This is a genomic window from Terriglobus sp. RCC_193 (genome assembly GCF_041355105.1).
Taxonomy (GTDB): Bacteria; Acidobacteriota; Terriglobia; order Terriglobales; family Acidobacteriaceae; genus Terriglobus.
In genome coordinates this window covers 317,292-340,715 of sequence record NZ_JBFUPK010000001.1, presented here as the reverse complement: position 1 = coordinate 340,715, position 23,424 = coordinate 317,292, and the positions used below count along the sequence as shown (strand labels likewise).

20 protein-coding genes and 1 tRNA gene are annotated in these 23,424 nt (G+C 57.0%); 9 read left to right on the top strand and 12 right to left on the bottom strand.

Annotated elements, in window-relative coordinates:
- The first annotated feature begins 18 nt into the window (after nt 1-18).
- The gene (locus tag AB6729_RS01355; RefSeq protein ID WP_371079768.1) at nt 19-1,374 is read left to right on the top strand and encodes a Gfo/Idh/MocA family protein; all 1,356 of its coding nucleotides are present in this window, start codon (nt 19-21) and stop codon (nt 1,372-1,374) included.
- A gap of 139 nt (nt 1,375-1,513) precedes the next feature.
- On the opposite strand, the gene AB6729_RS01350 is transcribed toward AB6729_RS01355, so the two are convergent.
- Entirely contained in the window at nt 1,514-1,777 is a 264-nt protein-coding gene (locus AB6729_RS01350; RefSeq protein ID WP_371079767.1) for a hypothetical protein, read from the bottom strand.
- Between the two features lie 35 nt (nt 1,778-1,812).
- Between AB6729_RS01350 and AB6729_RS01345 the strand changes: the two genes are divergently transcribed.
- From AB6729_RS01345 to AB6729_RS01335, 3 genes are all read left to right on the top strand, one after another.
- Complete coding sequence (locus AB6729_RS01345; RefSeq protein WP_371079766.1) at nt 1,813-2,514, top strand: ABC transporter ATP-binding protein; 702 nt, start codon at nt 1,813-1,815, stop codon at nt 2,512-2,514.
- Nucleotides 2,515-2,852: 338 nt separating this feature from the next.
- Nucleotides 2,853-5,339, top strand: a complete 2,487-nt coding sequence (locus AB6729_RS01340) for an ATP-dependent Clp protease ATP-binding subunit (protein ID WP_371079765.1) — start codon at nt 2,853-2,855, stop codon at nt 5,337-5,339.
- A 336-nt stretch (nt 5,340-5,675) separates the two neighbouring features.
- Nucleotides 5,676-6,584 carry a TIGR03435 family protein gene (locus AB6729_RS01335; RefSeq protein ID WP_371079764.1) on the top strand — a complete coding sequence of 303 codons (909 nt, stop codon included), beginning with the start codon at nt 5,676-5,678 and terminating at the stop codon, nt 6,582-6,584.
- Between the two features lie 151 nt (nt 6,585-6,735).
- Here the strand turns inward: AB6729_RS01335 and AB6729_RS01330 are convergent, their stop codons facing one another.
- The 5 genes from AB6729_RS01330 to AB6729_RS01310 all read right to left on the bottom strand — a co-directional run bounded on the left by AB6729_RS01330 (nt 6,736) and on the right by AB6729_RS01310 (nt 12,327).
- Nucleotides 6,736-8,316, bottom strand: a complete 1,581-nt coding sequence (locus AB6729_RS01330; RefSeq protein WP_371079763.1) for a UbiD family decarboxylase — start codon at nt 8,314-8,316, stop codon at nt 6,736-6,738.
- A 127-nt stretch (nt 8,317-8,443) separates the two neighbouring features.
- Complete coding sequence (locus AB6729_RS01325) at nt 8,444-8,842, bottom strand: hypothetical protein (protein ID WP_371079762.1); 399 nt, start codon at nt 8,840-8,842, stop codon at nt 8,444-8,446.
- A 319-nt stretch (nt 8,843-9,161) separates the two neighbouring features.
- The gene (gene fliS / locus AB6729_RS01320) at nt 9,162-9,626 is read right to left on the bottom strand and encodes a flagellar export chaperone FliS (RefSeq protein ID WP_371079761.1); all 465 of its coding nucleotides are present in this window, start codon (nt 9,624-9,626) and stop codon (nt 9,162-9,164) included.
- A 14-nt stretch (nt 9,627-9,640) separates the two neighbouring features.
- On the bottom strand, nt 9,641-11,002 hold the full coding sequence (gene fliD / locus AB6729_RS01315; protein WP_371079760.1) for a flagellar filament capping protein FliD: 1,362 nt from the start codon (nt 11,000-11,002) through the stop codon (nt 9,641-9,643).
- A gap of 125 nt (nt 11,003-11,127) precedes the next feature.
- Nucleotides 11,128-12,327: a flagellin gene (locus AB6729_RS01310; protein WP_371079759.1), complete on the bottom strand. Its 1,200-nt coding sequence runs from the start codon at nt 12,325-12,327 to the stop codon at nt 11,128-11,130.
- Nucleotides 12,328-12,542: 215 nt separating this feature from the next.
- Between AB6729_RS01310 and AB6729_RS01305 the strand changes: the two genes are divergently transcribed.
- Genes AB6729_RS01305 through AB6729_RS01295 form a run of 3 tightly spaced genes read left to right on the top strand, consistent with a single transcriptional unit; the run spans nt 12,543 to nt 14,455 of the window.
- On the top strand, nt 12,543-12,794 hold the full coding sequence (locus tag AB6729_RS01305) for a flagellar FlbD family protein (RefSeq protein ID WP_371079758.1): 252 nt from the start codon (nt 12,543-12,545) through the stop codon (nt 12,792-12,794).
- 24 nt (nt 12,795-12,818) lie between these two features.
- Nucleotides 12,819-13,580 (top strand): flagellar motor protein, encoded by a 762-nt coding sequence (locus AB6729_RS01300; RefSeq protein WP_371079757.1) that lies wholly within the window; start codon nt 12,819-12,821, stop codon nt 13,578-13,580.
- 2 nt (nt 13,581-13,582) lie between these two features.
- Nucleotides 13,583-14,455 carry a flagellar motor protein MotB gene (locus tag AB6729_RS01295; RefSeq protein WP_371079756.1) on the top strand — a complete coding sequence of 291 codons (873 nt, stop codon included), beginning with the start codon at nt 13,583-13,585 and terminating at the stop codon, nt 14,453-14,455.
- 30 nt (nt 14,456-14,485) lie between these two features.
- Here AB6729_RS01295 and AB6729_RS01290 read toward each other — a convergent pair whose 3' ends face one another.
- Entirely contained in the window at nt 14,486-15,127 is a 642-nt protein-coding gene (locus AB6729_RS01290) for a DedA family protein (protein WP_371079755.1), read from the bottom strand.
- Between the two features lie 72 nt (nt 15,128-15,199).
- Between AB6729_RS01290 and AB6729_RS01285 the strand changes: the two genes are divergently transcribed.
- Nucleotides 15,200-16,015, top strand: a complete 816-nt coding sequence (locus tag AB6729_RS01285) for a chlorite dismutase family protein (protein WP_371079754.1) — start codon at nt 15,200-15,202, stop codon at nt 16,013-16,015.
- A gap of 122 nt (nt 16,016-16,137) precedes the next feature.
- Here AB6729_RS01285 and AB6729_RS01280 read toward each other — a convergent pair whose 3' ends face one another.
- Complete coding sequence (locus AB6729_RS01280) at nt 16,138-17,535, bottom strand: hypothetical protein (RefSeq protein WP_371079753.1); 1,398 nt, start codon at nt 17,533-17,535, stop codon at nt 16,138-16,140.
- A gap of 21 nt (nt 17,536-17,556) precedes the next feature.
- Complete coding sequence (locus tag AB6729_RS01275) at nt 17,557-19,029, bottom strand: YncE family protein (RefSeq protein ID WP_371079752.1); 1,473 nt, start codon at nt 19,027-19,029, stop codon at nt 17,557-17,559.
- A gap of 139 nt (nt 19,030-19,168) precedes the next feature.
- Here AB6729_RS01275 and nth point away from each other — a divergent pair, with 139 nt between their 5' ends.
- Nucleotides 19,169-19,936, top strand: a complete 768-nt coding sequence (gene nth / locus AB6729_RS01270; RefSeq protein WP_371079751.1) for an endonuclease III — start codon at nt 19,169-19,171, stop codon at nt 19,934-19,936.
- Between the two features lie 51 nt (nt 19,937-19,987).
- Here the strand turns inward: nth and AB6729_RS01265 are convergent, their stop codons facing one another.
- From AB6729_RS01265 to AB6729_RS01255, 3 genes are all read right to left on the bottom strand, one after another.
- A complete protein-coding gene (locus AB6729_RS01265) occupies nt 19,988-21,607 on the bottom strand; it encodes an amino acid permease (protein ID WP_371079750.1) in 1,620 nt (539 codons plus the stop codon).
- Nucleotides 21,608-21,637: 30 nt separating this feature from the next.
- A complete protein-coding gene (locus tag AB6729_RS01260) occupies nt 21,638-23,176 on the bottom strand; it encodes an APC family permease (protein WP_371079749.1) in 1,539 nt (512 codons plus the stop codon).
- A 122-nt stretch (nt 23,177-23,298) separates the two neighbouring features.
- Nucleotides 23,299-23,390 (bottom strand) — tRNA-Ser (locus tag AB6729_RS01255).
- Between the last annotated feature and the right edge of the window lie 34 nt (nt 23,391-23,424).

The window sequence follows — 23,424 nt, the reverse complement described above, 5'->3', positions numbered from 1 at the left end:
GATACAGGAGACGAACTGATGTCAGAGCCTTTGCCCCCCATCGATAGCTCGCGCCGCGACTTCCTGCGGCTCGGCACCGCCACCACGGTGGGTCTTGCCCTTGCCACACAGATGCACGCTGCGCCTGTCACCCATGCGCGGACGATGATCGATGTTCCCTTTGCAAAGAGTGCGGCACGCATCGCCATCGTTGGCCTTGGAGGTCGCGGCACATCGCTGCTGAAAAATCTCGTCGCCACAGATGCGGAGATTGTCGCTCTCTGCGACATCGTCGAAAGCAAGGTCCGCGCCGCACAGGCCATCGTCGGCAAGGCAGGCAAAGGCACGCCGGAAATTTTCTACGGCAACGACCACAGCTACGAAAAGCTGATGAAGCGCACGGACATCGACCTGGTCATTGTCTCCACCTCGTGGGCGTGGCACGCGCCCATCAGCATCGCAGCAATGGAAAGCGGCAAACACGCCGCAATGGAAGTCCCTGGCGTCACCACCATCGAAGACTGCTGGAAGGTCATCGACACCTCCGAGCGCACGCGCCGCCACTGCATGATCCTTGAGAACTGCTGTTACGGCTACAACGAAACGCTGATCCTGCGCATGGCCCACGCTGGCGCACTGGGCGAACTGCTCTACGGTGAAGGCGCCTACCTTCACGACCTGCGTGAAATTCTTTTCGCCAACGAAAGCGAAGGTCTGTGGCGACGCGAAGACCATACCAAGCGCGATGGCAACCTCTACCCCACGCATGGCCTCGGTCCCATCGCCAACTGTATGCAGGTACAGCGCGGCGATCGTTTCCACCACCTGGTCAGCATGAGCACCATGCAGCGCGGCCTTGAGCTTTATCGCAAGGAACACATCCCCGCGAACGATCCCAAGTGGAAAGAGAAATATATCTGCGGCGATATGAACATCTCACTCATCAAGACGGAAAAAGGCCGCACCATCACCGTGAAGCACGACGTGGTAAACCCGCGCCCTTATAGCCGCGTGAACATGCTCACAGGCACCAAGGGCCTCTTTGAAGATTATCCACCGCGCATCTACGTAGAAGGCCAAAAGGGCGGCGAAGCCTACGGCACGCTCGACGCATGGAAGCAGTATGAGCATCCGCTCTGGAGCAAAGAAGGCGACGCCGCGCGCAAATCCGGCGGCCACGGCGGCATGGACTACATCATGCTCTATCGCCTGGTGCAATGCCTGAAGCAGGGTCTGGCACCCGACATGGACGTCTACGACTGCGCCGCATGGGGCTCCATTTACCCGCTCAGCGTGCAGTCCGTCGCAAGCGGCAGCGCACCGGTCGATGTACCAGACTTCACGCGCGGCAAATGGCAGGTACGCACGGCGTCGCAGATAGCCACCTCCGCGTAACGCTACAAACTCTTGATGCAATCGCTTGCTTCACAAGGCATTCAAGAACTCGTGGAAGCCACACAGGCCCATAAAGAACGAACGCAGCGCTCGCGACGGATTCGCTGCGAGCGCTGCGTTCTGCTCTTTGCGTGCCTACCTAAGCTTTATCCAGCAACTCGGCAATCATCCGCGTCCGCTCATCCGCAATCTCTCCGCGAAACACCGGCTTCCCGGCCCGCCGATACCAATATTCGGCATTCCCCTGGTCGCCTTCTTCGCGATGCAGCAGTGCATGTACCCAGGCTGAGTCGCGATCCTCTCCCTCCTGCGCCTCTTCATGCGCAGCCGTCCAGTCGCCATGCGCCGCATGCCAAAGCGCCCGCAGCGCATGTCCCTTCACATCGTCCAACGATCTCGCCACAAACTCGTCCACATTCCGCATAGGATTGAGGATAGATGCAAGCCGCCACCAACCCGATCGTCGTCGTAGAAGACCTCACCAAGAGCTACTCCACCGGCACCGGCACACTCACCCTCTTCCGCGACCTCAGCTTCACTGTCGCCACTGGTGAAATGCTGGCCATCATCGGCGCCAGTGGCGCAGGCAAATCCACACTGCTGCACATGCTCGCCGCAATGGATGCACCCACCTCCGGAGACGTCCGCATCGACGGCACCTCCCTCGCCTCCCTTAAACCCGCCGAACAAGCCAACTTCCGTAACCGCACCATCGGCTACGTCTGGCAGGCCCATTACCTGCTGCCGGAATTCACTGCAGAAGAAAACGTAGCCATGCCGCTGCTGGCCCGAGGCGAATCGCAACCCGAATCCCGCGAGAAGGCCCGCCGCTGGCTGACAGAAGTGGGCCTTGCAGCCCGCGCCACCCACCGTTCCGGCGAACTCTCCGGCGGCGAACAGCAGCGCGTCTCCCTGGCCCGCGCTCTCGTTACGGAACCGAAGCTGCTTCTGGCCGACGAGCCCACCGGCAACCTGGACGCCGTCACCGGAGATACCATCTTCGACCTCCTCCGTCGCCTGCACGCCAGCCACGGCACCACCACCGTCATGGTCACGCACAACCAGCAAATCGCCGCCCGCTGTGACCGGACACTGGTTCTAAAGCAGGGGCAACTCGTCACCACCGAAACGCTAGCCTGAACCAACAAACTCATTCCGGTCGACGAATACGTGCGAAGCACGTCGAGCACATACGAAGTGCCGCACCCTTTTCCCACAGCCCGCGTCCAATAAGGACATTTCAGGAGGGGTGCTTCTCCTGTTATCGTTCTGCCTAAGTTTCAGGGCAAACCAGCGTGTCGCCGGAAGGGGTACACTGGAAGCACAAAAGATGTGGGAATAACCTCGGCGGCGTGCATTCGCAGGGGTTTGTTCCAGGGGTTCCCGCATCATGGCGCTTTTTGGCGGATGCGGGAACGGGCAGTGAACCAATGGCCTTCTGCGTGGCGGCACGTCACGACGGAGGAGCTAGGGGGAGCATGTTCGAGCGTTATACCGAAAAAGCGCGGCGCGTCATCTTCTTCGCGCGCTACGAAGCCAGCCAGTTCGGCTCACCTTACATTGAAACGGAGCACCTGCTTCTCGGTCTGCTCCGTGAAGACAAGGCGCTGACCAACCGGTTCCTCCGTTCGCACGCATCGGTGGAATCCATCCGCAAACAGATTGAAGGCCACACCACCATTCGCGAGAAGGTGTCGACATCCGTTGACCTGCCTCTCTCGAATGAGTGCAAACGTGTGCTGGCTTATGCCGCGGAAGAAGCGGAACGGCTGAGCCACAAGCACATCGGCACAGAGCATCTACTGCTGGGCCTGCTGCGCGAAGAGAAGTGCTTCGCCGCGGAAATCCTGATGGAGCGCGGACTGCGCCTACCCACCATCCGCGAGGAACTACAGCGCACCACGCAGGAAAAGCCTGCCTCGCAGCCGTCCTCCGGCAAGCAGCAGCGCCAACAACAGCAGAATGGTGAGCAGTCCATGCTGGCCGAGTTCTCCCGCGATCTGACGCAGGCTGCCATGGATCAGGCCCTTGATCCCCTCGTGGGCCGCGATGGCGAAGTGGAACGCGTCATCCAGATCCTCTGCCGCCGCACCAAGAACAACCCGGTACTCATCGGCGAACCCGGCGTTGGCAAGACCGCCATCGTCGAAGGCCTGGCACAGAAGATTGCAGACGGTGAAGTCCCCAGCTTCCTCGCGGACAAGCGCGTGCTCTCGCTGGATCTGTCGCTGATCGTCGCTGGCACCAAGTATCGCGGCCAGTTTGAAGAGCGCCTGAAGACCATCATGAAAGAGCTGATGGAGAATCAGAACTCCATTGTCTTCATCGACGAGCTTCATACCCTCGTCGGTGCAGGCTCCGCGGAAGGCTCGCTCGATGCTGCGAACATCCTCAAGCCCGCACTCTCGCGCGGTGAGATTCAGTGCATCGGCGCGACCACGCCTGCGGAATTCCGCAAGAGCATCGAGAAGGATCGCTCGCTGGAACGCCGCTTCCAGGCCGTTAAAGTCCCGCCGCCCAATGAAGAAGATGCCATCAAGATCATCATGGGCATCAAGGAGAAGTACGAGAAGTTCCACGCCGTCACCTACACCGACGACGCCATCACTTACTCGGTTACGCACTCCAATCGCTACATTCCGGATCGCTTCCTGCCAGACAAGGCCATCGATCTGATCGACGAGGCCGGTGCCCGCGTGAAGCTGCGCCAGACCACGCTGCCTGATGAATTGACCGAAGTCCAGAAGCGCATCAAGTTCATCGTGCACCGCATGGAAAACGCCATTGCGAACCACGAATTCGAAAAGGCGCGCTTCTACTCGGACGAGGAACGCAAGGAGCGTGAAAACCTCCGCGCCCTCCGCGAGCGCTATCACCTCGATGACTCCTCCGCAGGCATCGTCACCAAGGAAGATATCGAGGATGTGGTCAGCCGCTGGACCGGCGTGCCCATCACCTCGCTTAAGGAAGAAGAGCAGCAAAAGCTGCTCCGCGTGGAAGAAGAGCTGCACAAACGCGTCATCTCGCAGGACAAGGCCATTTCCGCCCTCTCCCGCGCGATCCGTCGTTCGCGTGCAGGCCTCAAGAACCCCTCGCGCCCCATCGGTTCGTTCCTCTTCCTGGGCCCCACTGGCGTCGGAAAAACGGAGATGGCACGCACCCTGGCCCAGTTCCTCTTCGGGTCTGACAAGGCGCTCATCCGCTTCGATATGTCAGAGTTCATGGAGAAGCACTCCGTCAGCAAACTGATCGGTTCGCCTCCGGGATACGTGGGATACGAGGAGGGCGGCCAGCTCACCGAGCGCGTCAAACGTCAGCCTTACTCCGTCGTGCTCCTCGACGAAGTCGAAAAGGCGCACCCGGATGTCTTCAACCTGCTGCTGCAGGTCTTTGAAGACGGTCACCTGACAGATGGTCTCGGCAACACGGTCGACTTCAAGAACACCATTCTCATCATGACGTCGAACATCGGCGCCAAGCACCTCATGAAGCGTGAGGGCCTCGGATTCCAGTCGAACAAGAACGAGGTCATGCTGGAGAAGATGGAGGAGATGGTGAAGGGCGAGGTCAAGCGCACCTTCAACCCCGAGTTCATCAACCGTCTCGACGAGATCATCGTCTTCACGGCGCTCTCTGACAGCGACCTGATGCAGATTCTGGAACTGCTGGTGCAGACCCTGAACGCGAATCTCGTGCACAAGGCCATCACCATCAGCGTCAACGATGAAGCAAAGAAGTGGATTCTCGACAAGACGCTCACAGACCGCAGCTACGGAGCACGTCCACTCCGCCGCGCCCTGCAGCGTTACATCGAAGACCCGCTCTCAGAAGCTTTGATCGCTGGCCTGATCACGCAGCGTCCTTCGTTCCTCGAGGTCTACCTCGACAACAACCAGCTCTTCTACCGTCCTGTGGCTCAGGAAGGCGAGGAGCAGGCTGACGGCGCAGCACTGGCCATCATGTAATCCACATTCAACGAAACACAGAAGGGAGGCCACATGGCCTCCCTTCTCTTTTCCCTCAATATAACTTCAATGGGCCGAAGCCGCTGGCTTGAGTTTCCGATTCGCAAACGCAACATACTGCGACCAGTGGAACGGCGTCATGTCATGCTTTCCCCGTCTCGAAGCACGAGCAAAGCTTCATGACAGGACCATAGCAAGCGTGCTACGTGTTGGGCCGCATCCATATCGGCTGCTCGAACGGGTCTGGCTCAGCAACAGTGCGTCCGCGAGCGTCGCCGTTTGGAAGAGCCTGGAACAGGTAAGATCGAGTCCATATCCGAGGAGGCTTGTTACACAATGGCGGTCAATTGTTTCGCTCGATTGAGATCTGTTGTCTTTCAATCTTTATTTATTTCGGGATATGTTTTCTTCGTAGTGCCTTTTGCCCTGAGTCAAGGCGCTGGACCAGCTGTACCTGGAAACGCAACCTATTCGCCCAAAATGACGTTTGATGTTGCATCCGTTCGCGAGAGTCACCCGGATCCGGTCAAGGGATTTGTGGTCGGTGGCGCGTTTGCTGGACGTACGAGTGTGTTGAGTCTATCGAACGAGAGGATCGCCAGTCTCATCGTTAGGGCCTATAACTTGTCTTCAGACCAAATCTCGGGACTCCCCACCTGGGCAGGTAGTGCGATGTATAACGTGGAGGCTAAATCAGACGCCGAGACGGATCGAACACTTGCGACGCTCACTGACGAACAACTTGCTTTGGAACGACAGCACATGTTGCAAGCCTTGCTCGCAGAACGTTTCAACTTGAAGACGCATTGGAGCACTACGGAACAAGGCGTCTATCATCTCGTCGTCGTCAAGGGAGGGCCGAAGGTTCGCGCGGGCGGTTCAGTGCCGTCAACGGATGATGAAGTCAAACGCTTCGGTGGCAACAAGATTCCTGAGATATACCAGCTTGGAGACGGTCTGAACGGATATGAATACTTCGGTCGGAACTGTCACATCGCATCACTGGCGCGAGTGCTTGGACGTTTGATGGGTACAGATGTGATTGACAGGACTGGCCTCAGCGGCACCTACGACTTCGAGTTTCGTTACAGCCAGGCGTCTGATGCGGAGCGAGAGAAGGAACCCAATATGTACCCTCCCATTCCAGAGGCGGTTAAGGGGCAACTGGGATTGAAGCTCGAGCCAGCGAAGGGATCAGTCCGGGAACTAGTTGTAGATCATATTGATAAGTCATCTGCGAACTGACATAACGGCTCTGTACTAAATACGGTGCGCCCGCCAACTTCGACCGTTCGGTGCCGTCAGTGCGGAGGCAGCGTATACGCTTTGCTTTCACCCAGAGTCGTCTTTGCCGTCTGCGCATTGGCCAACAACATCGGACCTGCCAGCACAATCCCTACCCGAGCCCAAGCGAACGCCATATGTCATCCACTCTCTTCTTCACGTCCTTCGGCATTTCCAACATTTCCGGCCATGGGCGCGTGAATCCTTCCGCAGCCCACTTCCGTGTGGCATCAATGCCCATCTTGCTGCCGAAGTTCGGCAAGCGCGATGCGTGATCCAGTGAATCCACCGGACCTAACGTGAATTGAATATCCCGCTCCGGGTCAATGTTGTTTGCAACGCGCAACACGACCTCGCCCACGTCCTGCACATCGCAATCTTCGTCCACGACCACAATGCACTTGGTAAACATCGCCTGCCCCAGCGCCCAGATACCGTTCATCACCTTGCGTGCGTGGCCCGCATAACTCTTGCGAATCGAGATCAGCATCAGGTTATGCGCCACACCCTCCGGCGGCAGGTTGATGTCCACAATCTCCGGCATCGTCAGCTTGATCAGCGGCAGGAAGATGCGCTCCACCGCCTTCGCCATCCATGCATCCTCCATCGGTGGCTTGCCCACAATGGTGGCGGCATAGATCGGGTCCTTGCGATGCGTGATCGCTGTCAGATGAAAAACCGGATACTCTTCCGGCATCGTGTAGAAGCCGGTGTGATCTCCAAACGGCCCTTCCATCCGCAGTTCTGCAAGATCGACATAGCCCTCCAGGATGTACTCCGCATGAGCAGGCACCTCCAGATCGACTGTCTCAGCTTTCACTAACTCCACAGGCTTGCCACGAAGGAAACCGGCAATCAGGAACTCCTCAATCTCAGGCGGCGCAGGCACAATCGCACTGAAGGTCAGCGCTGGATCGGCACCAATCGCAACAGCAACCTCCATCCGCTCACCGCGGATTTTCGAAAGCGTCACACCGTTCAAGGACGTGGAATCTTCCGCTGCCGTCGTACCGCCAGCGGTCATCGCCATCAGCTTCACCCGCTCGGAATCAGTCGCAGCCGTCGCACGCAAACGATCCCGCAGGTGTTCGGCAGCGTTCTTCTGCCGCTGCCAGTGCATGCCCGTCGTGCGCTCGTCATACACCTGCATCCGGTACATGCCCACATTGCGCTTACCCGACCGCGGATCACGAGTCATTACCAGCGGCAGCGTAATGAATCGTCCCGCATCACCAGGCCACGTCCGCAAAATTGGCAGTTCCGAGAGATCAATCTCCTCGCCCGTCTTCACCACTTCCTTGCACGTCGCCTGCTTGCGATCAACGACCTTCGGGAAGAACGAACCCACCTCTGCAAGCATCGGTAGCATCTTCAGTTTGTCCATGAAGCCGGTGGGCACCTCAGGCTTCAGCAATGCCTGTAGACGGTCCGCAATGGCATCCAGCGAATCACACTCCAGCGCCATCTGCATCTTGCGCAGGCTGCCGAACTGGTTCATCAGCACCTTCGCGCCGGGGTAGCCCTTCACGTTCTCAAACAGCAGAGCCGGACCGCCCTTGCCGCCATTCATCTTCGCGGCACGATCGGCAATCTCTGCCATTTCCAGATCCGTATCCACTTCTACGCGGACACGCTTCAGTTCCCCGCTCTTTTCCAGGCGTGCTAACCACTCACGCAGGTCGCGATAAGCCATGCGACGGTCACTCCCCTGGACCGCTCCAGGCGGCCCCAACAAGTCTCATGGTATCGCGCAGATAAGCCCAAAACGAAAAGATGCCCGCCGAAGCGGGCACCTTTATCTTCCCAACCAGGCGCAAAGCTTAGGCGGCGCGATGAACAGCCGAACCAGAAGCCAGCTTTTCATTCACCTTCGACACCACGCTCGTCATCGACGCGACGCGTTCTTCCGCGCTGGCATTGGCATCCATACGTTCGCTGGCAATGCCACTCAAGCTGGCCAGACGCGTGACCTCACGCTCCAATACTGACAAACCCGCAACCGATCCGGTAGATGGTGCGCCTTCCAGTTCCGTGCGCGACACAGAACCGCGATGCATCCATTCTTCCAGGTCACTGGTCCGTGCCAGGACCACGTTGCTGGGCGCACCCGGCGGACGATGGATTGGCAGATCAAGAGTCTTCTCCCACCGCTGGACGGTACGTACACCCTTGCCAAAAAAATGGGCGATCTCTTTCCACGAACTCAGCATTTTGCTCAAAACTTCACCTCTTCATGCCGGATCCGGACAAAACCGGTCATAATGTCTGACGCGTTAAACATCGATTAAGTTTCTCTCTTGGCCTAATGGCATTTTTATGCCATCAACGAGCCATTTCGGGCCAAATAGTGTCGCCACGTCATCCGAAAGGCGTATAAAACGCCTCACTTTAGGATGAAGACTACCATTTCTGCCTGATTTGCAGCCGAAAATCGATGCTTTGGATCACCAAACACGAAACCACCGGGATGCTCCCCGGCGGCCTCGAATTGCCTCGTCCGCGTCCTCCTGAAAGGCCATCCCTTTGAAATTTTAGACTTTATGCACTCCAACCAGCGGAAGTACCCGAGGCTGCCTGCTGGGGCACAATAACTGGAGCGCCACGGCGTTCGGCGGCAGTTCGCAATTCCCGCGGAAGGGCCCGATTCGCCGCAGGATCCTTTGCCACCACCACCCATGCCTCTTTCACATTGCGAACGCAGGCGATCACCTTCTGCATTTCTTCTGCCGATCCTGAATGCGACGCCTCCAGGGTCATCGTGAACATCGCCGCGTAGAAATCCGAGAGTGCTCTTGCCGGTTCCCCGCCAATATCAGGGCGTAGTCGCGCTTCCAGGTACATCAGGATGTCCAGCGCCCGCTTGACTGCATAGCGGCGTTCGATCACGTCATCCGCCTCACACGACGCCGCGGCACGATACAGAAAGCGAATCCAGCCGTCGTACAGTGCCACGATCAGTTCCACCCCGGTAGCCCCGGAGAGCGCCTGCTCCTGATAGTTCATCCCAGTGATTCTCCTTAGCTCGATTGGCCATAGCCGGTGATAGCGGCGTAGATCTGTTTGATCTCATTCAACTGCTGTGGAATCGCCTGCAGTATCTCGTTTGCTGCGTTCAGTTCGGTCGTAAGCGACGTCTGGTAGGTTGCCAGTCGCGCCTCCAGCTTTGTCTTGTTATCGGCCAGCGCCGACTCTTCAGAAGTGTTCTGTGCCACACGCAAAGCCAGCGCACCGTTACCGCTGTTGCCCAACCCACTCAACACCGTGTTGAGGTTCTGCCCGAAGTCGCCCACGTTCATGAAGAAGTTGGAGACCCCTGTGAAATTACTCGCAAGCGCGCTGCTCAGCGCAGACGTATCCAGGCTTAACTGCCCATTCGTGCCGACGGTAATGCCGAGCTGGGCAAGGTTGCTGGTTTTACCGCTGTTCCCCGTTGAAAATGCCAGCGCAGTCGAAAGTTGCGATTGGATCAACGAAAGTACCTGATCGCCAAATAACGGTTCCGCATTACCGGAAGAATCCTTCGTCTCCTGACCGGAGAGCGCCGTGGTCAACGTGTTGTATGCGGAGATGAAGTTGTTCAGTGCCGTGGAAATAGAACCGGTATCGTTCACAATCTCCATCGTCACGTTTGTGCTCGACGTGCCCACAAGCTGAAAGGTGAGGCCCGGCAATGCGCTGGTGATGGTGTTGGAGTTGCTCGTCAGCGCGATGCCATCCAACGTATATGCCGCATCGGCGCCGGCGGCCGTTGCCGTCATGGAAACATTGTTGCCATTGGAGTCGGTTAATCCGGACGTATCCAAAGTCATGTTGCCGGACGCGCCACTCGTATTGCTCGTCAGCGAAAGATAGGAACCTGAACTATCTGTAATCACCGTCGCCGTCACACCTACATCCAGATCATTGATCGACTTCGCCAGCGTGGACATGGTGTTGTTTGTCGAATCGATCGTGATCGTGTTGGCCGTGCCGCTGCCAACCTGAATGCTCAAAGAACCGCTGAGTGTTGCCCCCGATGCCACCGCGCTGGAATGCTGCTGGCTCGTCGTTGCCAGTTGCGAAACGGTCAGCGTATGTGTTCCCGCGGAAGAGATGGAGGTCGCATCCGTCAGGGAGACAACGCGGCTATCGCTGGTTGCGCCTTCCTTTTGCGCGAAGGCACCGTCGAAGGATGTTAATGTTGCCAGCGCACTCGCGAGCGACGACATGTCCGTCCCCAGCGTACTCAATACGGTGTCCTGCGACTGAAGTGCGGTTGTGCGCGTGGCCCACGCAGTTTCGGGCGCACGCATGTTCGTCATAATGCTGTTGACCGTACTGGTCACATCAAAACCGGTGCCACTCGTAGCTGATCCAAAATTGATCCCGACAACGGGCATAAGGCACCTCCACCGATATCACCGGACCTGCACGCCAGGGGCCACACACATCGCAGTCATTCTTAGCCGTGCATAAGAATGGCGCGGACAGTATGTGCACTGCCCGCGCCATGTACTTTCTGCGATTACTGCAGCAGCTTGGTCACTTCCTGCTGCACGCTATTGGCCTGTGCCAGAGCGCTGATACCGGTCTGCGACAGCACCTGGTACTTCGACAGGTTGGAAGCAGCCTGACCATAATCGGTAGCGCGGATATTGTCCTCTGCCGCCGTCAGGTTCGTCTGTTCATTACTTGCAACCGATTGTGCCGAGGCAAGCTGGTTGATGTTCGCACCGATCGTGCCACGCTGGAAAGCCACATCGCCAATCGCGGAGGTCAGTGCTGTCAGTACGTCCTTCGCTGAACCTGCCGTTAGTGTGCTCACGCCGGATGCCGTGAAGTCCACACCTACGCCAGAGCCACTGGCCGGAGTTGCATCGCTCAGGCTGGTGCCGGTTGTGCTCAGATCGCTCGATGCTGCCACAGGACCTGAGATCGTCAGAGCGCCCGTGGTGGAATCGTAGGCCGCAGTAATGCCCGCGCCCTGATAGGTCGTATCACCATTGATCTGCGTGGCAAGCGCGGACATCGTTGTGCCGGATGCGATGGTGATGCTATGCGAACTACCGGTGCCTACAGCGAGTGCCAGGGTTCCGGATACGGTATCTGTTGTGGCCCCCAGTGTAAGCGTGGTTGTGGAAGCAGCAGAAGCAGACGATGCGGATGGCGTAGTCAACGAAACCGCTGCAGAGCTGGCCGCCGTTGCGGATGTTCCTACGCTGGTGGTGGACAGAATACCCACGGTGTCGCTGTATGTGGCAGAACCGGTTGTGGTGCCATCGGACACGAAGAAGTTACGTGCCGTGCCAGAGAATACAGATGTTCCGTTGAAGTTCGTGGTCGTACCGATGTTGTTAATCTGCGTCAGGATGTTCTGATACTCCTGGTTCGCAGAAGACACCTGTGCTGAACTCAACGTGCCGTTGGCGGCCTGCGTTGCAAGTGTGACAGCGCGGTTCAGCAGCGAAGTGACCTGCGAAAGCGCACCATCCGCCGTCTGCAATAGGCCGGTTGCATCGCTCGCATTGCGGCTGGACTGTGCCAATGCCGTTTCGTTCGCTGCAAGGCCATCGGCAACGGCAAGTCCTGCAGCATCGTCCGCGCCACTGTTAATGCGCGAACCGGACGACAACTGCTGCAGTGTCTTCGAAAGGTTGTTCTGGGTTGCGCTCAGGTTGTTCTGAGCATAGATTGCCGAGATGTTATTCAGTACACCGAGGGACATGTGCGTTTCTCCAGATTAGCGAGATGTTGAAGTGAGTTCCTGACGCCGTTTCCCTGGCGCTCAACACACTCATCGGCCCCTTTGCCCATGCCTTGAGAAAAAAGTTCGCCTGTCGCAATTCCGACATGGCCGCCACTATATGCGTGCCCGCTGTACAGCAATTCATCTCCTTTCTCTTTCTGCCGATACTAAAGATCGAATACAGAAGGTTCACCATGATCGAACTCACACGCCTTAACGGTCACACCTTTGTCGTGAATAGCGACCTGATCAAACTGGCCGAGGCCATACCCGACACCACACTCACACTTGTCACAGGCGAGAAGATCGTCGTTCTGGAAACCTGCGCCGACGTACTCACACGCACACTGCACTATCGCGCCAATGTATTGCATCACGCATGGCCTTCTGCCGACGCCGCAGTCAGCGCGCATCTTGCCCTGCACACAGCGCAGCATCACTCCTAATTTTTTCTGAGACGGAGACACATAATGGATATCGCAAGCATCGGAGGCATTGTCATAGCCCTCGTTGCCATCCTCGGCGCCATGATTATGGAAGGTGGCAACCTGGGCCAGATCACCCAACTTACGGCTGCCATGATCGTACTCGGTGGCACCATCGGCGCATGCGCTGTGCAGTTCCCTCTCAATGTCCTCATCGCCTCCGCCAAAGGTATTGTTCGTGTCTTTCTCCACAAAGGCACAAATGAAGATGCCGTGTTGAAACAAATTGTGGAATTTGCAAACAAGGCGCGCAAAAGCGGCATCGTCTCACTCGATGCGGATCTCGCCTCCGTCAAAGAACCTTTCCTGAAGCAAGGCCTCATGCTGGCAGTCGATGGCACAGAGTCCAGTGAAGTTCGCAAGATCATGCAGCTTGAAATCGACAACAAGAGTGAGATGGAAGAAAAGATCCCCGCCGTGCTGGAATCTGCCGGAGCTTTTTCGCCCACTATCGGCATCATTGGAGCCGTACTGGGACTGATCCAGGTCATGCAACATCTCGACAACATCGACGAGGTAGGCAAAGGCATTGCAGTCGCCTTCGTCGCCACAATCTATGGTGTGGCACTCGCAAATCTCTTCTGCCTTCCCGCTGCGGGCAAACTGAAGATTCGTCACAAGGAACACCTGATGATGCAGGAGATGATGCTCGAAGGTGTTATCAGCATCCTGGAAGGCCTGAACCCGCGCATGATTGAAACCAAGTTGAAGACCTTCCTTGCTCATGGTCGCGCAGAGGCAGCTTAACGATGAGCAAGAAGAAGAAGCATGCCGAACACGTCAATCACGAACGGTGGCTCGTCTCCTGGGCTGATCTTCTTACACTCCTCTTCGCCTTCTTCGTCGTCATGTTTGCCTCCAGTTCCAGCGATAAGAAGAAAGCAGCAAAAATGGCCGCCGCCATGCAGACTGCGTTTCAACAAACGGCCGTCTTCGATGCACACGCGAAGACGCCACCGCTCGCACCGGGAGCAGGCACCAGCAACGGCGCTCCCATGCCGCTGGAGATGCCTCTCGAAACACCCACCGTCGAAGGAAGTAAAGGCAAAGAGAACGATGATGCCTTCAGGAACGAAATCGCCAATGCCCTCGCGGTCGCAGTGCGGCAGCACATGGTCACCATCCGCACCAACGATGAGGGAACAACACTGTCACTCGACAGCGCTGGCTTCTTCGACTCAGGCAGCGCAGAGGTAAAGCCTTCCGCACTGACGGTTCTGACGAGAATCGCGCGAGCACTTCCCAATGGCCCGACACGCATTGAAGGGCACACGGACAATCAGCCCATCCACACGGCACAGTTCCGTTCCAACTGGGAGCTCTCCACCGCACGCGCAGCGTCCATCGCACAAGTGTTAATGATGAGCAGCGTCAATTCACCAGCGAACTTCTCTCTTGCGGGCTACGGTGAATTTCACCCCATCGCAGGCAACAACACCGCCGAAGGCCGCGCTACCAATCGCCGCGTCGACATCGTTCTATTGCGCACCAGAGCAGCGGCGCCTATGACGAGTAACAAGCTCAATGCAACAGAAAAGCCTCGCAGCATCTCTGCCAACGAGGCTCCTCCACTACCGTTTGCGATGAAGACTATTTCATCCCGCCAAGCACCTGCACAGTGACGCGCTTTGGCCGATCTATATCAAACTCCACTAAGCTCCCGCAGGCAGGTTGCGATTCTTCAGGTGCGTCCACACAAACCATACGATGCCCACCAGGATGACCGCGATAATTGCAGCATCTGCTTTGTGCAGAATCTGCTTCAGTGTGCTGTGCGGATCGTTCCAGCTTGCACCTGCCTTCATGCCCACATACGCCAGCGCAAAGCACCACGGCCATGAACCGATGAAGGTGTAGATGTGGAAACGGAGCTGCGGCATACGCGCAATCCCGGCGGGCAGCGCAATAAACGTACGCACCACCGGCAGCAATCGACCCACCAGCACCGTGATCTCGCCATACTTCTGGAAGTAGTGGTCCACGCGGTCCAGGTCCTTGTGACTCATCAATACATAACGGCCAAACCGTTCCACCAGCGGACGACCGCCGTGTGCGCCAATCCAATACGCCACCACTGAGCCAAGATTGCAGCCGATTGCACCAGCCGTCGCCGCCAGATAGAGATTCATCTTGCCCATGTCCACCACATATCCGGCGAACGGCATGATGATTTCGCTCGGCAGCGGAATGCAGGCGGATTCAATCGCCATGAGAAGCGCCACGCCGGGATATCCAATCGCAGTGATCAGGTGTGTGATGTAGGGCAGCAGGAAATCGATGATCTTTTCGGTCATGTCGGCTTTCTTTCGATGGCTCGCGAGTTGGGGGAAACTTCGCTGAGTATACCCGGCTGATATTCTTAAGGCATGGCAGAAACGAACGCGCCCGAAACAACCGCCGCCCACACCGCCCCTCCCGTCGCCGGACCTCCGGCTGGTTACGGATCGCAGCCCTCGGGCCGTCCGCAGCACACACACGGCGGCGGAGCGCCCGTCAAACGCCAGATCGTAGCCTTCTCCTTCTACCGCATCCTGCCGGAGTGGAAGCGCCTGCCCGCTGCGGAAAAAGCCGTGCACAAGGCCGCCTTCATTGCAGTGATTGAAAAATGGCAGAAGCCCGGTGAGTTCCTCACCATGACCTACTCCACCGTAGGCACACGTGGTGATGTGGACATGCTCGTCTGGTCCATCTGCTACTCCGTGGAAGAGATGAACCGTATGCGCAGCGAACTGCTCGCAACACCGCTCGGCGGATACATCGAAATCCCACACCACTTCCTCTCCATGACGAAGCGTTCGCAGTACCAGATTGACCGCGAGGATGAGAGCGAAGCGGAAAGCCGCGGAGCCATCCGCCCCGGTGGCCACAAGTACATCTTCGTCTATCCCTTCTGGAAGACACGCCCGTGGTACATGCTGTCGATGGAAGAGCGCAGACGTCTGATGGACGAACACATCCGCGTCGGTCTTGCCTATCCGCGCGTGAAGCTCAACACAACTTATTCTTTCGGCATCGACGATCAGGAGTTTGTGGTGGCTTTCGAAACCAACTTCCCGGAAGACTTCGTGGATCTGGTGCAGCAGCTCCGCGAAACCGAAGCCAGCATGTACACGCTGAAGGACTTCCCCATCTTCTCCTGCGTCCGCATGACACCGGAAGAGATGCTCGATCACATTGGCTAAATTAAAAACGGAATAACAAAAAGATCGCCCGCTTGTGAGTCAATCACAGCGGGCTTCTTCTTGATACGCCACCCATTTCGTCGGACCTCTCGATACAAAGATGGTTGGGCTGTCATCTCGTCTTAGTCGTCATCACCATCACCGTTGTACTTCTTGGCGACTTTTACCAATGGTCCCGGAAGCATCACCTTATCTTCACCGGGGTAGGGGCGTGTCCACCCTGTCACCATGTACCAGGTGGAGTGATTCAGAAAGTTTGGCTCAACCGCATCAGCCTTGTCGTACTTACCTTTCATGACCGCCGCGGTAGCTTTGAACCAGGCCTTCTCCATCGGGTTCGACGAAACAGGAGCAACACCTCGCAACCCAGGCCCCTGATCCAGCGGCAGAACCGCCGGTACAGCATCATAAGGAGTCAGATCGGGCGTGTTCTGAAATGCGTCAAACATGGGCGAGGCAACCAGATCGAACTGCGTGAGAGGCTGCGTACCAAGAATGTTTTCGATCGTCCGATTGATGTTCTCTGCGGTATAGGTTGCGTGGATGGCCTTGCCCTGGCCGGGAGCCTGTGGCGCAACGGTGTAGGGGCTGATGATATAGACCGGCTGACGGTGTCCGTCAACATGGTCTGATCCTCCCTGCGAATCGTCTTCTTCTACAAAGATGGCCGACTGTCCCCACACTTTGCTATGACTAATCGCCTCAACCATGCGACCAAGAGCCAGATCATTGTCTGCTTGATAACTCATCGGATCGGGCAGCCCCTTCGAAGCACCCGCTGTATGGTCATCTGGAAGCCACAGAATCGTCAGATTGGGAACCTGGTTCCTGGCATCCATCGCCTGGAAATCTTTAATCCAGTAATCAACGCGATATTGATCTGGAATATTCAGGTTGAACGGCGGATAGTGCGGGTCCATGATCTTCGCTGCGGAAGGAATGACGGAGCCCACATGGATTGCATCGTCCGGAACGACACAGCTCGAAGCCGGCGCCTTCCCTTCCTTGCACAGCGAAGTGTTATAGAAGTCTGTCCACGTATAGACTGAGCCATCTGCCTTGTGGGCAATCGTAGCGCCGCTGCTCCATTCGCCATACAGCTTGGCAGTCAGTCCCCGGGCCTCTACCTCCGACCATAAAAATCCCTTGGGTGTATAGGTCAAAGGATCTTCTGCGCCACCACCCGGATAAGAACGAATCCAATCCGGTGCCAGAATGTCATTGGAATAAAACGAACCTGACATACCAATCCACGGGTGGCCGTCAGCCGATTGACGGCTGGGTGCATATACGTTGTCGAGCAGAGGAAACCGCTTCACCAGCGCATGTTGGTTAGGCACAGCAGAAGCAAACATTGCCAGCTCCGGCGCACCATTGCCCCACTTCACATCTCCCAGCATCTGGTCGTAAGTGCGGTTCTCCTTAATGATCAAGAAGACGTGCTTGATCAGCGAAGGCTCTCCAATATGCCTGGGGATCACCACCGGCACAGCACGCGAATCAATGAACTCTTTTCCCACCGCAATGTTCGTCGTCAGGTTTCAGTGATTGTTGTCGAACACCTGCTTGCTGAACTTCGCCAACTCTACGGAGTTTGGCTCTGCAATCAGGTTCGCGGCTCCCATATCACCATGCGTGTTGTAGCCAACTACGTTGTCCTTGGTCGTCGTATTGCCGCGTGATCCCAGGCCCTTATCATCGGCTACCAGAATCTGCTTCCCAGCCCTGTCATAGGTGATAGATGTTGGGAAGTAAGCCGTCGGAATATAACCAACAACAGGATTGCTCTCGCGCCCCTGCAGATTAACAACCGCGACGGCATTCGCCTGGCCCAGGGTCACGTAAGCTTTGCCGTCATCCGTAACGGCAACCCCATTGGGGCCAGAACCAAAGATCCCCTTGGCAATCGGAACACTGAGATTAATCGTGCGTTCAACCTTATTGGACTGCAGATCTATGATCGAAAGACTATCGCTATAAGCATTCGCAACATAGAGTTTCGAGCCGGAGATCGCCATACCAACGGGATGCAAACCAACGGGTATAGTCTGCACTTCTTTACCGGCTGTCAGATCAACGACAGATACCGTACCAGATAGAGTAAAGGCATCTTTCCGGTCCACAACAATCGCCGTGCCATCGGAATCGTTCGTAAAATCCTCGTTGGTAGCAGGTCGTCCGCCTTCATTCGTGACGTAGGCATAGCTACCACGCACGACCACACTGTTCGGGACATTTCCAACAGGGATCTGTCCAATCAGCTTCGCTGGAGACGCGGTAAGGTCGATCACACCAAGCGTATTCGCGACATTCAATGCGACATAAGCATGCTTACCATCTGCCGAGAATGCGATGCCTCCCGGATTGATCGACTTCGCATTGTGATACGTGCGTCCGTCCGCAGGCGGCTCAGGCAGCTTGACTCGCTGATCGCTGCTAAGAAGCCCCGTCTTCTTATCCACCTTCGCAATCACAACATGGTTATTGTCCTGGCTGAAAAGCAGCTTCGTGCCATCTGCGGAATAAGTAATGCCTGTGAAGGATCCGGTGGTTGTGTCCTTGGCATTGGCTGCTGCTGCGTCCTCAGGTGTAAAGCGCTGCAACACCTTTCCTGCCACCGTATCGAATACGATGATCGGCTGCGGCGACCCCATCAGGAGAACAGCCGCACTATGAACCAAGCGATTCGGGTTGAGAGCAATTGCTTTGACACGTACGGGCGAGCCCATCTCAACAATTTTTCCCGCAGGCGTAAGCGTCTGATTGTCGGAAGCAACAATCGAGCCATCCCGTTGCGGTCCCACGGTTCGATTCGGGCTACTTGCCTCAGACATCGAAGCGCCTGAAGCTGCCTTGCCTGTGCCCAGGATTTCATCTTTCGGTGCTGCGGTATCGAAGTCCGTGGTTTTCGCCGGAGAAGGTTTTGCCTGCCCCCAGGCCAAACCAGCGCCAATCAGCACACAGGCTGAAAACAAACAAACAGTATGTCCTGTGAAGGAAAACTTCAGACGCATGGCTACTCCTCTTGCTTATGTACCGAGCAACGATTAATGGGTAATTAACGCGCTACTTAGTATCCGCTAAACATCGGTGGTCTTACGCAACTTCTCTCAGGATTCCGCTGCGAAGCATCCACCCGATACAATCCCCAACATGACCAAGGCCGCCAAGAAGACCCCGGCAAAGAAGTCCATAGCCAAAGCTGTCGCCGCACGTAAGATCGCTGCCAGCGAACCCGTCTCTCCAAAGAAAGCCCCCGGCAAGACGAAGAACCCGCTCGCACCCGAACGTGTGCACGCTATCATCGACGCGCTGGACCGCACCTATCCCAATGCCACCTGCGCTCTGAACCATCGCAACGCATGGGAACTTCTTGTTGCCACAATCCTCTCAGCGCAATGCACCGACGTACGCGTGAACATGGTTACACCGGCTCTCTTCCACGCCTACCCCACGCCCCATGACATGGCGCAAGCCACGCCGGAAGCCATCCAACCCATCATCGCCTCCCTGTCTTTCTTCCGCATGAAGGCCAAATCACTTGTAGGCGCGGCAAAGATTGTCAGTGAGGAATTTGGTGGACACGTCCCGCAGACAATGGACGAGATGCTCCGCATCCCCGGCGCTGCACGCAAAACCAGCAATGTCGTTCTGGGCACATGGTTCGGCATCCCTACCGGAGTTGTCGTGGACACGCATGTCCTGCGTCTCTCTCGTCGCCTGGAACTCACCACCAACGATGACGCCGTGAGGGTCGAACGCGACCTCATGCAGATCATCCCGCAGGATCACTGGATCAGCTTCTCGCACGAACTCATCTATCACGGTCGCCAGATTTGCGAAGCACGCAAGCCAAAGTGCGCTGACTGCTCGCTCGAAACCCTCTGCAACTCCAGCGACAAAACCTGGGCATCGCACTAAGCCAAAGAAAAAGCCCTCCAATCAGGAGGGCTTTTTCATACTGCGATTTCCTTACAGATGATCCACTGGTTCTGGATCAGGCAGCCCCAACTGCACGCGACTGTGCTTGCGCGAGTAGGTGAAGTACACCACCATACCAATTACCAGCCAACCGATCAGTCGCACCCAGTTCCAGATGCCCAGCTTGTACATCATGTAGCCGTTGAACAGCACGCCGAGCACCGGCACCACCGGAATCGGCCATACCAGCGGCGCGCGGAACGGACGTTCGCGATCCGGGTCCGTCTTGCGCAGCACCATGATCGCAATGCACACGATCACAAATGCCAGCAGCGTGCCAATGTTCACCATCTTGCCGATATCGTCAATCGGCGTGACCGAACCCACAATGGCCGCCAACACACCCGCCAGAATCGTTGCCTTCCACGGGGTGCGGAACTTCGGATGAATCGAGCCGAAAAACTTGTTCGGCAGCAGGCCGTCCTTCGCCATCGCATACAGCACGCGCGACTGTCCCAGCAGCATCACCAGCATGACGCTTGTAAGGCCAGCCAATGCGCCTACCGTAATGACGTCCGCAGCCCAGCCCAGGTTATGCGACAGGAACGCACGCGCCACCGGAGCTTCGATATTAATGTCCGGCCAGTAAACCATGCCCGTCAACACCGCTGCGACACCGATGTACAGCACCGTGCAGATAATCAGCGAAAGGATGATGCCGATGGGCAGATCGCGCTGCGGGTTCTTTGCCTCCTGCGCCGTCGTCGATACCGCGTCGAAGCCGATATAGCTGAAAAAGATCAGTCCGGCTGCAGTGCCAATGCCACTCACACCCATTGGCGCGAAGCTGTGCCAGTCGGTGCCCCAGTTTGCGTGGCTGATGTAGCGCGAGCCAAGCGCGATGACGAACAACACCACCGCCACCTTCATCACCACGATGCCGCCGTTGAACTTCGCCGACTCCTGAATTCCCACCACCAGGATCGCTGTGATGACCAGTGCAATGATGAACGCTGGCAGGTTGAATCCAATCTCCACGCCAAAAATGTGCGGCGCATTCAGCAGCGCATGCGCCTGCGATGTCAGCGCAGCCGGAGCTGCCACCTTCAATGCCTCCAGTGCCTCGGAAAACGCCTTCGTGCCCGCGATCAGTTCCGGATGCTGCGCCTGTAGCATCGCGCGCGCCACCTGGTCAGTTGCAGTACGCAGGCCGGTCCAGTGGTCATACGCCAGCCATAAGGGAAACTTGATGCCGAAGATATTCAGGAATTCGATGAAATGATTCGACCATCCCCCCGACACCGTCGACGCGCCCATCGCATATTCCAGCGTCAGGTCCCAGCCGATGATCCAGGCAAAGAGCTCGCCCAGGGTCGCATACGCATAAGTGTAGGCAGAACCCGCCAGCGGAATCATTGCAGCGAACTCCGCATAGCAGAGACCCGCAAACACGCATCCCATGCCCGATAGAACATAGGACAGGATCAAAGCCGGTCCCGCGTTATGCGCGCCGATGCCCGCAAGCACGAAGATGCCCGCGCCAATGACTGCGCCAACACCAAGCGAAGTCAAAGCAAACGGCCCAAGCGACCGTTGCAGTGTATGGGAGCCTTCCTCGCGTGCCTCCGCAAGCAGGACATCCATGGTTTTACGGGCAAAAAGATTCGCCATCAGTCGGGTTACCTCAAGAACAAAATCAAACTACGTGACAGCAGACGCGGAGCGTCCCCGCCAAAGGAAATACACCGGGAGTCCCAGCAGCACCAGGATCAGCCCCGGCCAAGTGTATTGCGGTTTATATCGCAAGAGTACAACACAGATGAAGCTGGCCATCACGATGTACAGTCCCGGCAGCACCGGATATCCGATCGCCCGATACGGCCGTTCCGCATCCGGGCGCGTCTTCCGCAACCGGAACAATGCCACAATGGTCAGAATGTAGAACACCAGAACCGCAAAGATCACATAATCAAGCAGTTGCCCGTACGAACCCGACAGGCACAGAAGGCAGGTCCATGCCCACTGCACCCACAGGCTGACTACAGGCGCTTTCGATTTGGGTGAAAGTTTTCCGGCTGCCTTAAAAAACAACCCGTCCTGGCTCATCGTGTAATACACGCGCGCGCCACTCAGCAGCATGCCGTTCGCGCAGCCAAACGTGCTGATCATCACCGCCAGCGCCATAATTCGCGCGCCATACCCGGCAAAGGCCTGCTCCATGACCGCCGTGGCCACTCGGTCTTCGCTGGCAAACTGAACGCCCCGCTGCAGAATCGTCCCACCGTCCGCCACGCCATGCAGAGGCAGCACCGCCAGGTAGATGAAGTTCACCGCGATATACAGCAGCAGCACCACACCTGTACCAATTGCCAAACTTAGCGGCAGATTCCGCTTAGGATTCGTAATTTCGCCTGCGGTAAAGGTGACGTTGTTCCAGGCGTCCGACGAAAACAGCGACCCCACCTGCACCACGGCAATCACGGTCAGGAACCCGACCATCGCCGTCGGTCCACCCACACCCACCTGTACGGGATGCAGTGTGTGCATCCCTGCCCGGGCCCAGAAGTTGCCATTGGCAAAGTTCATTGCAATCGCCGTGGCATTTTTCGCCATCAGGCCAAGCCCCACCACCAGTAGCAACGCAAAAATCTTGGCTGAAGTGAAGATGTTTTGAATCAGCGCTCCCAGCTTTACGCCAAAGCTATTCAGGAGGGTCAGCAGCGTAAGAATAAGGATGGCGGCAAAGTTAGCGGTCGATAGCCCAACTTCCATGTTGCCCAGCACCATCGGGCCTACGGGCAACGCCGGAACATGTGCCATGTGCCAGATCCAGTGGCTGGCCGAAACACTCGGCACAAACACGCCCAGGAACTTACCAAAGGCTACGGCCACCGCGGCAATCGTGCCGCACTGAATCACCAGAAACAGGGTCCAGCCATAAAGAAAGCCCCACATGGGGCCAAGGCCTTCACGCAGATACACATACTGGCCACCCGCCTTCGGCATCATGGCAGCCAGTTCGCCATAGCTCAGCGCGCCGATCAGGGTCATTGCCGCCGTCACCAGCCACGCTGCGATCAGCAGCGCCGGCGACTGCACCATCCGCGCCATATCCGCGGACACAATGAAGATGCCGCTACCCACCATCGAACCCATAACGATGGCCGTCGCAGAGAACAATCCGAGGCTTTTGACGAACTCCGTCTGGCCCGATTCAGGTAAAGGTGAAATGTTGGACACGGTGTTGCTCAGTTGTAACAGTTCATTCCATCGTCCGCCACACCAATTGAGGCGGATAGGCGATCATCTTTCCGTACAAAATGCAAAACCCGCGCAGCACGCGGGGGTTTTGAAGATGTGGATGGCGGAGAGTGAGGGATTCGAACCCCCGATAGGATTGCTCCTATGTCTGATTTCGAGTCAGGTGCATTCAACCGGGCTCTGCCAACTCTCCAACTCACTCAGTATAGTCGTTGTGAGTATTAGTG

Coding starts and splice junctions, on each gene's coding strand:
- AB6729_RS01355 (WP_371079768.1), top strand. CDS start 19: ATGTCAGAGCCTTTGCCCCCCATCGATAGCTCGCGCCGCGACTTCCTG.
- AB6729_RS01345 (WP_371079766.1), top strand. CDS start 1,813: ATGCAAGCCGCCACCAACCCGATCGTCGTCGTAGAAGACCTCACCAAG.
- AB6729_RS01340 (WP_371079765.1), top strand. CDS start 2,853: ATGTTCGAGCGTTATACCGAAAAAGCGCGGCGCGTCATCTTCTTCGCG.
- AB6729_RS01335 (WP_371079764.1), top strand. CDS start 5,676: ATGGCGGTCAATTGTTTCGCTCGATTGAGATCTGTTGTCTTTCAATCT.
- AB6729_RS01330 (WP_371079763.1), bottom strand. CDS start 8,316: ATGGCTTATCGCGACCTGCGTGAGTGGTTAGCACGCCTGGAAAAGAGC.
- fliS (WP_371079761.1), bottom strand. CDS start 9,626: ATGAACTATCAGGAGCAGGCGCTCTCCGGGGCTACCGGGGTGGAACTG.
- fliD (WP_371079760.1), bottom strand. CDS start 11,002: ATGCCCGTTGTCGGGATCAATTTTGGATCAGCTACGAGTGGCACCGGT.
- AB6729_RS01310 (WP_371079759.1), bottom strand. CDS start 12,327: ATGTCCCTCGGTGTACTGAATAACATCTCGGCAATCTATGCTCAGAAC.
- AB6729_RS01305 (WP_371079758.1), top strand. CDS start 12,543: ATGATCGAACTCACACGCCTTAACGGTCACACCTTTGTCGTGAATAGC.
- AB6729_RS01300 (WP_371079757.1), top strand. CDS start 12,819: ATGGATATCGCAAGCATCGGAGGCATTGTCATAGCCCTCGTTGCCATC.
- AB6729_RS01295 (WP_371079756.1), top strand. CDS start 13,583: ATGAGCAAGAAGAAGAAGCATGCCGAACACGTCAATCACGAACGGTGG.
- AB6729_RS01290 (WP_371079755.1), bottom strand. CDS start 15,127: ATGACCGAAAAGATCATCGATTTCCTGCTGCCCTACATCACACACCTG.
- AB6729_RS01285 (WP_371079754.1), top strand. CDS start 15,200: ATGGCAGAAACGAACGCGCCCGAAACAACCGCCGCCCACACCGCCCCT.
- AB6729_RS01275 (WP_371079752.1), bottom strand. CDS start 19,029: ATGCGTCTGAAGTTTTCCTTCACAGGACATACTGTTTGTTTGTTTTCA.
- nth (WP_371079751.1), top strand. CDS start 19,169: ATGACCAAGGCCGCCAAGAAGACCCCGGCAAAGAAGTCCATAGCCAAA.
- AB6729_RS01265 (WP_371079750.1), bottom strand. CDS start 21,607: ATGGCGAATCTTTTTGCCCGTAAAACCATGGATGTCCTGCTTGCGGAG.